Raw genomic sequence first — 13580 nt, 5'->3', positions numbered from 1 at the left:
TTAGTATGCCAAACGGTCTATCCGATAAACCCGAAATTGTGGTAGATGTTTGAAGAATATTTTATTTGCTCAATTTTCCCACACAAAAAGTGTAGATGGCCGTGAGGTCTTGGTCGGAAAGCTGTTTTTCTAATAAATAATCTCTTTTGATTTGATGGTGAAGGATTTCGGGCTGACGTTTTACCAAGAAAAAGCGTTCGCAGAATTTGGTATTATTGGCTGAGTGCTGAATGATTTTTGTCCAAATTTCATGATACATTTCAGTATTGGCATACGACGAAAAATCTGACAGTGAATATGCCGTGATAGATTTAGTAAGTTCTTTGTCATCAAGCACATTAAGCAAAGAATCGGAGATAATTTCGATTTTATGTACTTGACTTTTGATACTTTCAAAGTGTTCCTCTCTCAAATGCAGCGGCAAAATGCAATCGGGTTTATATTCGCCATAAAACAAAAGATTAGCAAAATGATTGGTGCGAAGAAGATGATTTTTGGCCAAATGATTCATCCGTGAATGCATATATTCATACACATCAAATTCCTGCGGAATCAATAATGCCCCAGGTTCACGAATGATTTTTGTCCATAAAAAACGATTAGAAACGAGTTTCAGAAATGATTTCCAGATAGTATTATCCCATTTTTTCGCCCAATATTCTTGTTGAATTTCCAAGGTTTCTGACGCCATCAATTTTTCTATACCTTTTTTTCTGAAAAATGCTGCTTTGGCCATCATTCTGAGAAATCGTTCCCATGTTCCGCAGTACAAAAGTCCATTTTCAATCAGATTGAAGTTTTTATCCCAATAGTTTTTAGTTTCTATTGTAAGTAAATGGGAGAGTTTTGTGTATAAATCTTTTCGGGAAAACTTGTTTTCTAAGCCAATAAATGACCTAAATTCGGCATAATTGAGTGATTGATAAGCTGCAATTTTGAGAGCCAAAAGATGGTTTTGTGTAACATTAAAATCGACGCTGATAATTTTTTTTGGATTATCAATTAATAAATCAAGTGGCCTCGCACCGCTTCCTGTGATACACAAAACTGTATCATCGAAGTTCAGACGCAAGGCTTTTCTTTCCGATTCGCTATCTTCGTTACAAGCCGAATAGTTTATTTTTTCAAAAAATGAATTTGCCACGAATGCACGAATTATAAGGTTAAATCAATTTGCTGGGAAGTGGTTTCTGCACTGGTAGTCAAGCTATTTATTTTATTATTTCTAATCTTTTTCACTTTGTTGTGCATGGCGTCGTAATCAATGTTTTGGTCGGGTTTTTCTTTGAAAATCTGCATATTAGCAAACTGTTTTTGGGTAATGATAAAATCTTGTTTCAAAACCTTTTTTGCCAAAAATGGAATAACCAATTTTATGAGCGAATTAAACCATTTAAACTGAAACGACAACCGCACAAAAGCAATGGTTTGGCCATCTTGTAGAGGTGTGCAAGCAATAAAAGCCTGAAAACGATGGATTTTGTTGATGTAATAATTTACTCTCACCAAATTAGGCATCAGAAACTCATCAGTATGCGAAACTCTCAAGTTTCCGCCCAGCATCCAATCAAGACCTAAGCCAATTTTTTCGTTGGTTTCGGCGTAGCTGACATGCACAGTTTCGCTGGTTTGGGTAATTGTTATTGAGTGCTTTGTTTTTTTATCGTTGTCTCTGATAAGCTTGTCATGCACCATTGGCGTATGCGTAGCATCCATAAAGTTTTCAACCAAAAGCTCTTCGTTTGTCTCAAAAAGCATCGAAGTTTGGTAGTGTTTCCAGTTTTCGCTCGAAACTTCGATCAGTGCTTCGGGCGATGATTTGGACGAATTTTCTGTGTCCAAATATATCCAAACGAAGCCATTTTGTTCGATAATGGAGTAATTATCAACTTTACACTTCATTTTCTGAATCAAATGCTGTGAACTCGGAATATCAATCAATCGTCCTTCATCATTGTATTTCCAACCATGATATTGGCATAAAACATGGTTTTGTGCAAAATCACAAACTTCTAAAGGGGCTTTTTTGTGCGAACAAACATCCAATAAAGCATGAACTTGCGAAGCCTTATCTCTCCATAGTAATACAGGAATTTGATAAAGGCTTCTCTTCAAAGATTTACCTTTTTCCAGTTCGCTCGATAAGGCAATGACATGCCAATAATTGATTAATCCCCCTATTTTATTGAACATTGTTTTTGTGGTGTTTTATCGTACACAATTTAGAAATCGGTTCGCCGAAGCGATTGTGTTACAGAATAGCTAAAATTTCAATAAAAGCCCACCAATCGAAAAACCTGCTGCTGTGCCGATAATGAAACAAGTGTCGCCTCGTTTGATTGCACCCGACTCAACTGCATCGTGCAAAACAAGCGGAATGGAAGCGGCAATGCAGTTACCGTAAGTAGCCAAATTACCCAAAACTTGATTTTCTTTAACTCGATATAAACTCGATAAAATAGAAACCCCCAGTTTTGAAGCTTGGTGCGGAATAATGGCGTTGGTTTCTTCCATTTTGATAGGTATATCCTCGAAAAACGCATCAATGAAATCAGGTAAATGAGTTTTGGCCAAACGCAATAATTTTCGGCCATTCATGGCAAACGAATGTATTTCGGGGTCGTAAGGATTGTCTTTGAAGAATAATTTCATGCCGCCACCTTTGAAAGTTGAGTCATAAACACCTTCCGAGTAAGTCTGCATGGTGCTTTTGATATAAGCCGAATCAGTATTGGGGTCGAATTGTAAAATGGCCGCCACAGCTCCATCACCAAAAAGTGTTAAAGTCTCCCAATTGCTTGGATTTATGCCTGTTGAAGCTATTTCACTGCTGACAATGACAATATTTTTATACTTTTTACCATCCAATAAACTTGCTGCTATCTCAAAAGCACTCACAAAACTCAAGCAACTCGAATCAACATCCAAAGCAGGAATATTGACCGTAATTCCATCTTTAAGTTCACTCTTGATGATACTCGATTGGCTCGGCAACGGATAATCAAAACCTGCACTTGCCGAAATCAGCATATCAATATCTTTCAGCTCCATTTGGCATTTTTCTAAGGCTTGCTCAATGGCTTTTGCTCCCATGTATCCAATCGACTCAAATGTAATATGATGCCGAGATTTTACGCCCGAATATTTCTCTGACCAACCTTGTGGAAGACCATGTTTTTGTTCCAAATCGGCCGATGAAACTTCCTGCGGAAGGTATTTCCCTAAACCGACTATTTTAATTGGTTTTCCTGACATCATTTTTTATTCTTCTAAGTTTTTGGCCTCTGAGGGTATGGTTATGATTCGTTTGACTGATTTCGACCTCAAAAATATTATTTTTTTTTAGTAAATCTTGTATTGATTCGCAAGCCAGTTGAAATGACTTTTTGTGCTGACTTTTTATATAAAGCATTAAATGATTCGGCTTAGTTTGAATCAAAGCGTAATCGCTGATGGAATTATCGGCTAAAATAATGGCACGTCTGAAAAAATCAGGAAAGATTTTAACTTCTTGATTTTCAGTATTTTTGAAAACCAAAATATCATCCGAACGCCCTTCGATGGCTTCAATGGCCAAAAAATTACTGCCGCACGGGCAATTTGTTTTTTCTTGAATAATATCATTCAATTCATATCGAATGATGGGCTGTGAACGTCTCCTCAAATCGGTAATAATTGGGTGAAAACGACTTTGCTCTCGGTCAATATATTTCTTTTCGATTATCAGAAAATCTTCGTTGAAATGTAGCGTTCCGTATTCGCACGAACTGGCCAAAAAACCTTCGGTGCATTGATAAACCTGATGAATGGTTTGTTTAAAGATGTTGCTCAAATATGCCTTATCTTCGGGCGTTAAAACTTCTGCTACTGAAATAACCTTTGTGGGTTTTATGTCAAGTTTATTGGCTGCAATCGCATTAGCTAATTCAAACAACATACTTGGTTGGGCTACCAAAATGTCTGGTTGTAAGGCATTTAGACGTTCAATATGCACATCAATCGAATTAAGCAAATCAAAAAAATGAAATGCCAATAATTTTGATTTTACTGAATCATAAAGGTTGCTGTTGGCTCGTAGAAAAAATGCAATGCTTCGTTTTTTGAATGAAAATCCCAACACTCTATCTAACACCAAAGCCACCCAATAGGCTCGTTCTTTTTCGCTTGCCAGAAACACACCTCGATTTCCACTCGTACCTGATGATAAACCCAATGTAATGCTGTTGATAGTTGGCGAAAAATCTCGGCTTTCTTCCGATTTTATCGCAACTGCCAAAGCTTCTTCGAGTTTGATATTTACAGTATTAATAGCATCAAAATTTGCCATGAAAATGGCTTTGTTGATGATTGGGAAAGCCTCAAAGCTGCTTTTATTCTGTATAAAAGGCTTATAAAATAAACTTGTGAAGCAGTGCTGAATGAGTTTTTTGATTATCCAATTTCGTCTAAAACTAATGCTATGGATATAAAGCCATTTCGATAGTTTTATTTCTACTAAATAATATAAAATGGATAATTTAAAGAGCATTGAGGTCGTAATGAGTTGAAACAAGAGCCGACGTTGTTGCCGAGCAATGCGTAGGTACAATCGTTATCTCTGGAAATTTTTTGTGAAATAGATTTACTTTCTGAAGGCTATCCTTGAAATCTTGCCAAGAATCAAAAAATAGTCGAACGATTGATGGCGGAAGTCGCATTTCTTCGTAAGATTTCTTGTTCCAGCAAGCATCTGCAATCAGAAAATACTGCTGTTTTTGGGTCTTTAATTTTACGCCGATTTGTCCAGTAGCATGACCAGGTAAATCATAGATTATTAAAGAATCGTCACCGAATAAATCATATTTTTTTCCAAATATTTCATCGTTGAGGAGTTTTCCATAATCTTCAATGATTTTTAGTCTTTTCTCGAAATCTTCGGGAATTAGGTCTTTTAAAATGGCTTTACTAAACGCCCAAAATTTACTGATTTCGCTATATTGCTTAAATGCTGCTCGTGAACAATAAAAAGTTGCTTCATCAAAATCTTTTAAACCTGCCACATGGTCGGCGTGAAAGTGAGTAATGATAATGTGCTTAATATCAGTTGGTTGTAAACCAAAATGCTTGAGTTGATTCTTTATTTCATCTTCTTCAGTCACGAAAACTTTGGTCATATTGGCATAGATTTTATTTGGGTATGTTTTCGTACACTCATAAAATCGTTTTGTGTAGCCTGTATCGTACAAAATCCAGCCTTGTTCGGGGTGTTGAATCAGTCCAAATAATGCATGAAATTTGATGCTTTTATTGGCTCCCTCTCTGATGCTGTGGCTTTCTTTGGCTTCACAATAACCCGCATAACTGAGGTATAATTTAACTTCTTTCATAAATAGTAGATAAAAAAACTGTTGACTGCAGACTGTTAACCGTTGACTTCACGATACCAACTCACAAACTCATTAATGGCTTCATTAGTTGATACTTTTGGTGAATATCCCAAGAGCGATTTTGCCTTTGAAATATCCATCGTAAATGATTTTGCTAAAATCCCGACGCCGTAAGTGGTTAGGGCTGGTTCTTTATAGTTTGTTAGTTTCGCTTTCAATTCCATGAGTTGCGAAATAAATTTTACAACCGAGTAGGGGACTTTCTTTTTGTTCATTTCATATCCTAACCTTGAAAGTACTTTTTCAATCGTTTCCCAAAGTTGTACGGGTTCGCCATTGGTGATGTTGTAAATTTGATTGAGTGCAGTATCGCCAACAAATAGAGCAAGTTCAATAGAATCAGCCACATTGGCCAGCGAGGTCAAATCTACTATATTTTTTCCATCACCAATAATTTTTAGTTTTCCTTCTTCAAAAGCTCTGATTAATCGAGGCATAATAATCGTATCGCCACGGCCAATCAATGCACGTGGTCGCAAAGTCACGTATGGGATTCCAGACTTTTCGACCAATAATTCTGCCTCATGTTTTGTTTTTGAATAAGCATTGACAAATGTCGTGGGCAATGGGTCAGATTCTTTTACATTAAATCGGTCTTGGCCATTGAAATACAAACTCGGTGTAGAAACATACACAAAACGCTTGATGTGGTGCTTTTTAGCGGCATTTATTAAGTTATTCATCGTCAATACATTAGCTTTCTCAAACGCTGCGTATTTGCCCCACGGTGAAGAAAGTGCCGCTGCATGAACGATATAATCAACTTGTTCGACGAGTTTCGAGACAAAATAGGCATCGTCTAAATTACCAAGTTGGTAATCTACTTTTTGGTGTTCTACAAAATGGGTTGGTCTGATTACTCGCCCAGTAGCTATTATTTTCTCAATTTTCGGGTTTTCAATCAAACACTCCAACGTCCGAAATCCTAAACCGCCAGTTGCTCCCGTAAGCAGAATTTTCATTGGCTAAACTCTTTTAAAATGAACTGCAAAACTACGATTTTATCGCTCTTTCAGGTACTTTTCTACAACACACTTCACTTATTCGAGGTTTATATCTAAAAATACCTATTAATTTATTGCCTATGAGTACTTTTTCTCGAAAATAATCAAAAAATAAGTATGATTCCTCAAACTATTTTCTTTAAATTAGTGTTGTAATTCGTGGAAAAAGCCTATTTTTCCTAAAAATTATATCATATTATTCGTGTTAAAATTGAAATAGCTATGGAAAACTTATCCAAACTCCGCTTGATAGCTATCTTGTTGATAATCAGTCAGTTGGCTTTTGGTCAAAAAGACAGAAAAAAAGATGACCGTTACGGGTATCATTTTAGAGGAAAACATCAGAAAGTTGCTAAGTTTGACTTTGACCTACATGCCAATCTCATTGTTTTGAAAGCTCAACTTGATGGTTCTGATACGCTCCGTTTTATACTTGATACGGGCGTTAGCTCAACTATCGTGACAGACCCCAAACGGGCATTGACTTTGGGGGTTAGATACGTACGTCGTGTGAAGATTGCGGGTGCTGGCGAAGGGGAAGCTCTCATGGCCAATGTGTCGGTTGGGCATACGATTCGTATCGGTGATGTAATTGCTCGTCAACAAAGCTTGGTTGTTTTAGATGAAGATGTATTGCAGTTGTCTGAGTTTTTGGGCGTGCCTATTCACGGTATTTTCGGACATGATATTTTCAGTAATTTTGTTGTAACGATAGATTTTGAAAATAAAAAACTCACACTCACTGATCCAAAGAAATTCAAGTACAAAAAATCAATGGGTACACAATACCCGATTGTACTTACTCAATCAAAACCATACACCGATGCGATTGCGATGGTGAGCAATGACCAAAAACTTATTCCAATGAGACTGGTTATTGATACGGGTGCTGGTCATGCTCTTTTGCTGAATGCAGGAGAAAAAGAGCCAATTCATTTACCTGATAGAGTTATGCGTGCGAATCTTGGTCGTGGGCTAAATGGTGAAATCAATGGAAATATTGGTCGTGTCGATAAAATCAGAATGGGAAGTTTGGAAATGAAGAATATTTTGGCTTCGTTTCCTGATAGTCTGTCGTTCAGTATGAAATTTACTGCTGATGATACTAAACGTCAAGGAAGTATTGGTTGTGAATTATTACGCCGCTTTACCGTAACGCTCAATTACCGTGATGGCTATATGATTATGAAGCCTTTACGAAACCGAATGAAAGAATCATTTGAGCATGATATGAGTGGCTTAGATGTTCGTGCCAAAGGTTCCGAGTTTAATCAATACGTGATTAATAAAGTAATTGAAGGTTCTCCAGCCGATGCTGCGGGTTTGGAAGAAGGTGACGAACTTATTTTTGTGAATGGGCAAAATGTAAAAGATATGACTATTAGCGAGATTTATAAAATTTTGTCTCGAAAAGAAGGTAAGGAGGTAGAGTTTTTCTTTAGGAGAAAAGGAGAACTACAAGTAGCTACATTCTACTTAAAGCGTATGATTTAAAACAAGAAAAGGCTTCGTCTAACGAAGCCTTTTCTTATACTATTGAATTTTTGTCCAAGCTGTCCAATCGCTATTTGCTTCTACTTTTGTTTGAATATCGGCAGGAAGTTTTGCAAAAAAATCTAAACCTGTTGCTTTCTCTACTTCATCAACCGAAACCACGAAATTATTCATTCGCTTGCCGAACAAAGCTTCATTTGGTAGTAAAAAAGCTATTGCACGAGGGTTTTTACCTGATTTTGGCTGATAAAATAATACAATCTTATAAAAAAACTCAGGCACAGCCACATTATTGTATCGTCCGATTGTTGGTAAACCTTTGCGTAGCACTGGCCCCGTAACGATAAATAATTCTTCGTCTCTCATTGCCCAACCTCTGATTCGGCTCTCAATGTTTTCCCAAATACCACGATTGAAATCAGGTACTTGTGGGGCAATATTGCTCATATAAAAAGTCTCGGTCATTAGCTCTTGGCAGCACTTAAAATCACCCGCAGGCACCATGTGTCCACGGTCGTAACCAGTGCTGCTATAATCGCCCGAAAGAGCTGAATTATCTTTCACTTTGCGGTCGGGCATAAACTGGTTATCGCCTCGGCTGGCAGTGCCTTTGGTGTATTCTCCACGCAACTTATGCACTACCCAAGCAGGCACTTCGTAGTCTTCTTCGTAGCGGAGAGTATAGTTTTTGTGTTTGATAATTTCGTCACCTTTACGAATAGCGGGAAGAGCAAAATCAGGAATTTCGCCATTATTGCTAATTTCTGCTTGCGTATCGGTATTAAATACTTTATCTTTTATTTTATCAAAAATCGAAGTTTCTTCTTCTGTGTCTTCGCTTTTTTTATTGGTTGCCGTTGCTACGTCTTCATTGTTTTTATCACCTTTGGTAGCCGTTGCTTCGGTGTCGGGTTCGGGAGCTTTGTACGGGTTTTTCTCTTCTGACTTTGAACTTTTAGGCTCAAAAACGCCAGTGATAACTTTCCAAAAATTTCCAATCGGCCCTGACTTTTCTTTGAAATAAAGGAAATATCCAATGCCGAAAAACAGTAAAATAAGAATTATACGATTAGATTTCATGTACGATAATTTGAATATTTGTAGCACAACCGCTTCGGCGACCCGATGCCTGAATTGTGTTTGCGTTAACACAATTCAGAGAATTATGCTACTTCAATGCAAGTTTACGACAAAACACAAGACAATATTGCTTTTCTTGAAATATTAAAATTTTTTAAAAACCCTATCTCAAATCATTTTTTGCTTCTATCTTTGTTATCTTAACCTTAATATCTCAGTAATGACGAAAAATTTCATTAAAAACATCATTTTTTGTGGCCTTTGGGCAAGTACAACTTACGCCCAACAAGTGCTTCCGCTCAATGATATGTCGGCGTTTCGCCCAATCAAAGAAAATTGGAGTATTGTTGGTGGTATCAATGCAAGTATCGACCAAACAAATATTACTACAACCGAAGCAGGCACAGGGATTTTATCTTGCAAGCATGAAATCGGAAAATATGGCATCGACAAAGATATTTTGACTGTAATGGAACACGGCGATTTAGACCTTGACCTTGATTTTATGATGGCCAAAGGCTCTAATTCAGGTATTTATTTACAAGGCCGTTACGAAATTCAGTTGAACGATAGTTGGGGAAAGAAAAGCCCTAAATTTGGTGATGTTGGTGGAATTTACGAGCGTTGGGACGAATCAAAACCTGAAGGCTCGAAAGGTTATCAAGGTATAGCTCCACGGCTAAATGCAGCAAAAGCACCAGGTTTGTGGCAAAATATCAAGATTTCGTTTCAAGCACCACGCTTCGATGCCGCAGGAAAAAAAATTAGCAATGCCAAAATCTTATCAATCATCTTAAATGGTGTTTTGATTCACGAAAATGTTGAACTTACAGGCCCAACTCGTGGAGCATTGATAGACAATGAAGTTTCGCAAGGCCCATTACGTTTTCAAGGCGACCACGGCAATGTGGCTTTCCGTAATATTACCTACAAAAGTTTCAATCAGAAATCGCTTACCTTTAAAGATTTGAAATTTGGTGTTTATAAAGGAAATTTCCGTACAGTAGCCGATATTGAGAAAATAAAGCCAGAAACAAGTGGAAATGTTGCTCTCTTGAACTGGAATGTGAGCAATGCCGAAAACGAATTTGCTGTAAAATATATTGGTAAAATCAATGTGCCAGATGCCGGAAAATACACTTTCACGGCCGTTCATGGTGGCAATACCCAAATGAAAATCAACGGAGTAGATGCGTTTAAGAATGGGTGGTTGAATTCGGGCGAAAGCCGCCAAGCAACGATTGACCTCCCAGCGGGCGACGTTGATTTTGAAATGTATTATTGGAAAGCCGATGGTTGGTTAGCACCAGCTTTGGGTCTTTATGCTGAGTCGGCCACGATTCGTAAACAAGCACTTCATTACGCAAATTCTACGTTGGTGGCTAATCCTACTTCACCAATCATGCTCAACCCAACTACCGAACCAGTAGTTTTTCGTTCGTTCATGGATATTCGTGAAGGAGGAAAAGGCAAACGAGTTGTTCACGCAGTTTCGGTCGGAAACAAAGAAAATATTCATTATACGTATGATTTGGACAATGGAGCTTTATTCCAAATCTGGAAAGGTGGCTTCTTAAACACAACCCCAATGTGGAACGACCGTGGCGATGGTAGCTCAAAACCAATGGGAACCTTAACAACTCTTGGTGATGCCCCGCTTTTGAATGTATTGAGTTCTGCATCTGCTGCGTGGGGAGATTTAGATGCGTCTTATCGCCCTCGTGGATATGAGTTAGATGAAGCTGGCCAGCCAACATTCAAGTATGACTACGCAGGTGTAAACCTAACAGACAAAACCACACCGAGCGAAGACGGAAAAATGTTTAAGCGTGAGATTACTGTAAAAGGTTCAGCCGCAAATCTTTATGCAAGATTAGCAGTTGCTAAAAACATTACAAAAGCAAATGATGGTTTATTTATCATTGGCGAAAACAGCTACTACATAAAAGTAATCGAAGGTACGCCAAGTATCCGTGAGTCGGCAGGAATGAAAGAATTGGTGCTTCCAGCAGGTGAGAAAATCATCTATTCTATTATTTGGTAAAAGACGTAGTTTCTAAAAACTTAAAAAGAATTCAAATGAAAAACATCATAAAAATATTTATTTTATTAATGACATTTTCGAGTGTATTTGCTCAAAATACTGCTGAAAATGAATATTACCGTATCATTACGCTGCCCGTTCCCGAAGGAATGCTTTTGGAAGTAGGCGGTATCACAACGATGCCTTCAGGCGATGTAGCTTTGGCTACTCGTCGTGGCGATATTTGGATTATCAATAATGCGTACATGAATACGGGAACTGCTCCGTACTACCGAAAATTTGCGAGTGGTTTGCACGAAATCTTGGGTTTGGTCTATAAAAATGGCTCGTTTTACTGTGCTCAACGTGGTGAATTAACCAAATTGACCGATAAAAATGGCGATGGTCGTGCTGATTCTTACGAAACTGTGGCCAACCTACCAATTTCGGGGCATTACCACGAATATACGTTCGGGCCAAAATTAATGCCCGATGGCTCAATGATTATTACAGGAAACGTAGCTTTCGGTGATGAAGAATGGTGGAGAGGCGAAAGCCGCCGACCAGGCAGAGGCTGGGCAATGAAGATTTCGGAAGATGGAAAAGTAGAGCCTTACGCAACGGGTATGCGTTCGCCATGCGGAATCGGTGCCATTGATGGCGAATTTTGGTATGGCGATAATCAAGGCGACTGGATGGGATCTGGCTTTATTGCTCAAGTAAATAAAGGCGATTTCATGGGTCATCCAGCGGGTTTACGTTGGACGAGCGAGCCAAATTCACCAGTAAAACTCACAACTGAGCAACTTTATGCTAAAATCGACCCTCGTAAAACGAGAGATGCTAATGGTTATTATATCAAACCCGAAAACATTGAAACCGAGCGTGGAAAGTATCTTTTTGAAATGAAAAAAGATGTTCCAGAATTAAAATTGCCAGCTGTTTGGTTGCCTCACGGAGTTTTGGGTATCTCTACTTCTGAAATCATCAAAGATGAAACTAATGGTGCATTTGGCCCATTTGCAGGTCAACTTTTTGTGGGTGACCAAGGTAAGAGTAACTTAACACGTGTTTTCATTGAAAAAGTAAACGGCGAATATCAGGGTGCGGCCTTTCCTTTTAAAGATGGTTTTCAGTCAGGCACACTCCGCATGGTTTTTGGTAATGACGGCTCAATGTTTGTCGGTGAAACCAACCGTGGTTGGGGTTCGGCAGGTACAACAACTGCGGGTATCGAACGCTTAGTTTGGACAGGAAAAATGCCTTTTGAAATGAAAACTATGAAAGCCACACCCGATGGTTTTGAAGTTGAATTTACAAAACCTGTGAATAAGGCAACGGCTGCTGATTTCAAAAATTATCAAATCCGTAGTTTTATCTATAAATACCAACCTGTTTACGGTAGCCCAACTGTTGATGAGAAATTCTTGACCGTAAAAGGCTTAAAAATATCAGATGATGGTTTGAAAGTAAGATTATTGGTTGATGGTTTGCGTGAGCATTATATTCACGAACTAAAAGCTGATGGAGTAAAAGACACCGACGGAAAAACGCTCTTGCACGGTTTGGCATTTTATACACTCAATAATATTCCGAGTGGAGAAAAAATGAGTAGCTATATTCCACGCCCAGCCAATTTAAAGACTAATGCAGAGAAAACAGCAGAAGCAAAGCTAACAACACCAGATGATGTGAATGCTAAAAAAGCTACTGCCGTAGCTAAGGCTCCAACATTTGAAGAGATAAAACCGTTGTTACAGAAACATACTTGTGTGGCTTGCCACCAAGCCGATAAACGAATGGTTGGACCTGCATTTAAAGATGTAGCTAAAAGAAAATATTCGGACACTAAAATTGTAGAATTAATCTACAAGCCACAACCTAAAAACTGGCCAGAATACGCCACCGAAATGGCTCCAATGCCGCAAGTACCGAGAGCCGATGCCTTGAAGATAGCCGCTTGGATAAATTCATTGAAGTAAAAAATTCTGTAAATAAAAGTAAGCTCTTTCGGATTTTTCGGAAGAGCTTATTTTTTGTGAAAATTTTTAAAATGAGTGAATTTATCTATTTTTGTTATCATAAATAAAGACAATATGACAGCAATACACCCACAATATATTACTGACAATACTGGAAAAAAAATTTCGGTAATACTTCCTTTGAAAGAATTTGATGCAATAATGGAAGAGTTGGAAGAGTTGGAGGATATCCGTTTGTTTGATGAAGCAAAAAAAGAAGACGATGGTACTCGCATTTTATTTTCCGATTATTTAAAAAATCGTAACATAAAAAATGCCTAATTATACTATTGTTTTATCTAAAAAAGCTCAAAAGCAATTAGATAAACTCAGCAACAAAATAGCAGAGCCTATCTTTATTGCCATTGCATCACTCGAGACAAATCCACGCCCAAATGGTTATAAGAAGTTGAAAGGGAGAGATGCTTATCGTATCCGAACAGGCGATTATCGAATTATTTATAGCGTTATAGACGATAAACTAATTGTTGATGTAATAACTCTTGGACATAGAAAAGACATTTATGAGTAA

12 protein-coding genes are annotated in these 13580 nt (G+C 38.0%); 5 read left to right on the top strand and 7 right to left on the bottom strand.

Annotation, left to right across the window (positions count from 1 at the left end):
- Positions 1-61: 61 nt before the first annotated feature.
- The 6 genes from ABR854_RS03710 to ABR854_RS03685 all read right to left on the bottom strand — a co-directional run bounded on the left by ABR854_RS03710 (position 62) and on the right by ABR854_RS03685 (position 6388).
- Positions 62-1144, bottom strand: coding sequence for a DUF3419 family protein (locus ABR854_RS03710; RefSeq protein WP_350264003.1), 1083 nt, complete (start codon positions 1142-1144; stop codon positions 62-64).
- Positions 1145-1155: 11 nt separating this feature from the next.
- Entirely contained in the window at positions 1156-2193 is a 1038-nt protein-coding gene (locus tag ABR854_RS03705) for a Rieske 2Fe-2S domain-containing protein (RefSeq protein ID WP_350264002.1), read from the bottom strand.
- A gap of 69 nt (positions 2194-2262) precedes the next feature.
- On the bottom strand, positions 2263-3258 hold the full coding sequence (locus tag ABR854_RS03700; protein ID WP_350264001.1) for a 3-oxoacyl-[acyl-carrier-protein] synthase III C-terminal domain-containing protein: 996 nt from the start codon (positions 3256-3258) through the stop codon (positions 2263-2265).
- Positions 3236-4528, bottom strand: coding sequence for a F390 synthetase-related protein (locus tag ABR854_RS03695; RefSeq protein WP_350264000.1), 1293 nt, complete (start codon positions 4526-4528; stop codon positions 3236-3238). Before ABR854_RS03695 ends, ABR854_RS03700 begins: the two co-directional genes overlap by 23 nt.
- Positions 4518-5366, bottom strand: coding sequence for an MBL fold metallo-hydrolase (locus ABR854_RS03690; protein ID WP_350263999.1), 849 nt, complete (start codon positions 5364-5366; stop codon positions 4518-4520). Before ABR854_RS03690 ends, ABR854_RS03695 begins: the two co-directional genes overlap by 11 nt.
- 35 nt (positions 5367-5401) lie before the next feature.
- Positions 5402-6388, bottom strand: a complete 987-nt coding sequence (locus tag ABR854_RS03685) for an NAD-dependent epimerase/dehydratase family protein (protein WP_350263998.1) — start codon at positions 6386-6388, stop codon at positions 5402-5404.
- A 264-nt stretch (positions 6389-6652) separates the two neighbouring features.
- On the opposite strand from ABR854_RS03685, the gene ABR854_RS03680 reads away from it, so the two are divergent.
- Positions 6653-7924: an aspartyl protease family protein gene (locus ABR854_RS03680; protein WP_350263997.1), complete on the top strand. Its 1272-nt coding sequence runs from the start codon at positions 6653-6655 to the stop codon at positions 7922-7924.
- A 39-nt stretch (positions 7925-7963) separates the two neighbouring features.
- Here the strand turns inward: ABR854_RS03680 and ABR854_RS03675 are convergent, their stop codons facing one another.
- Positions 7964-9004 (bottom strand): DNA/RNA non-specific endonuclease, encoded by a 1041-nt coding sequence (locus ABR854_RS03675; RefSeq protein WP_350263996.1) that lies wholly within the window; start codon positions 9002-9004, stop codon positions 7964-7966.
- A 220-nt stretch (positions 9005-9224) separates the two neighbouring features.
- On the opposite strand from ABR854_RS03675, the gene ABR854_RS03670 reads away from it, so the two are divergent.
- From ABR854_RS03670 to ABR854_RS03655, 4 genes are all read left to right on the top strand, one after another.
- Positions 9225-11048, top strand: coding sequence for a 3-keto-alpha-glucoside-1,2-lyase-like domain-containing protein (locus ABR854_RS03670; RefSeq protein WP_350263995.1), 1824 nt, complete (start codon positions 9225-9227; stop codon positions 11046-11048).
- Positions 11049-11083: 35 nt separating this feature from the next.
- On the top strand, positions 11084-13009 hold the full coding sequence (locus tag ABR854_RS03665) for a c-type cytochrome (protein WP_350263994.1): 1926 nt from the start codon (positions 11084-11086) through the stop codon (positions 13007-13009).
- A gap of 114 nt (positions 13010-13123) precedes the next feature.
- Positions 13124-13330, top strand: a complete 207-nt coding sequence (locus ABR854_RS03660; protein WP_350263993.1) for a RelB antitoxin-like protein — start codon at positions 13124-13126, stop codon at positions 13328-13330.
- A complete protein-coding gene (locus ABR854_RS03655) occupies positions 13323-13580 on the top strand; it encodes a type II toxin-antitoxin system RelE family toxin (RefSeq protein WP_350263992.1) in 258 nt (85 codons plus the stop codon). The genes ABR854_RS03660 and ABR854_RS03655 overlap by 8 nt, the downstream gene beginning before the upstream one ends.

It is taken from the genome of Emticicia sp. W12TSBA100-4, from assembly GCF_040253585.1.
In the GTDB taxonomy this organism is placed as follows: Bacteria; Bacteroidota; Bacteroidia; order Cytophagales; family Spirosomataceae; genus Emticicia.
This window is presented reverse-complemented; position numbering and strand designations above follow the sequence as displayed.

What these genes read in the sequence shown, in the direction of transcription:
- ABR854_RS03655 (WP_350263992.1), top strand. Translation starts at nt 13,323, where the DNA reads ATGCCTAATTATACTATTGTTTTATCTAAAAAAGCTCAAAAGCAATTA.
- ABR854_RS03660 (WP_350263993.1), top strand. Translation starts at nt 13,124, where the DNA reads ATGACAGCAATACACCCACAATATATTACTGACAATACTGGAAAAAAA.
- ABR854_RS03690 (WP_350263999.1), bottom strand. Translation starts at nt 5,366, where the DNA reads ATGAAAGAAGTTAAATTATACCTCAGTTATGCGGGTTATTGTGAAGCC.
- ABR854_RS03675 (WP_350263996.1), bottom strand. Translation starts at nt 9,004, where the DNA reads ATGAAATCTAATCGTATAATTCTTATTTTACTGTTTTTCGGCATTGGA.
- ABR854_RS03665 (WP_350263994.1), top strand. Translation starts at nt 11,084, where the DNA reads ATGAAAAACATCATAAAAATATTTATTTTATTAATGACATTTTCGAGT.
- ABR854_RS03670 (WP_350263995.1), top strand. Translation starts at nt 9,225, where the DNA reads ATGACGAAAAATTTCATTAAAAACATCATTTTTTGTGGCCTTTGGGCA.
- ABR854_RS03685 (WP_350263998.1), bottom strand. Translation starts at nt 6,388, where the DNA reads ATGAAAATTCTGCTTACGGGAGCAACTGGCGGTTTAGGATTTCGGACG.
- ABR854_RS03680 (WP_350263997.1), top strand. Translation starts at nt 6,653, where the DNA reads ATGGAAAACTTATCCAAACTCCGCTTGATAGCTATCTTGTTGATAATC.
- ABR854_RS03700 (WP_350264001.1), bottom strand. Translation starts at nt 3,258, where the DNA reads ATGATGTCAGGAAAACCAATTAAAATAGTCGGTTTAGGGAAATACCTT.
- ABR854_RS03705 (WP_350264002.1), bottom strand. Translation starts at nt 2,193, where the DNA reads ATGTTCAATAAAATAGGGGGATTAATCAATTATTGGCATGTCATTGCC.
- ABR854_RS03695 (WP_350264000.1), bottom strand. Translation starts at nt 4,528, where the DNA reads ATGCTCTTTAAATTATCCATTTTATATTATTTAGTAGAAATAAAACTA.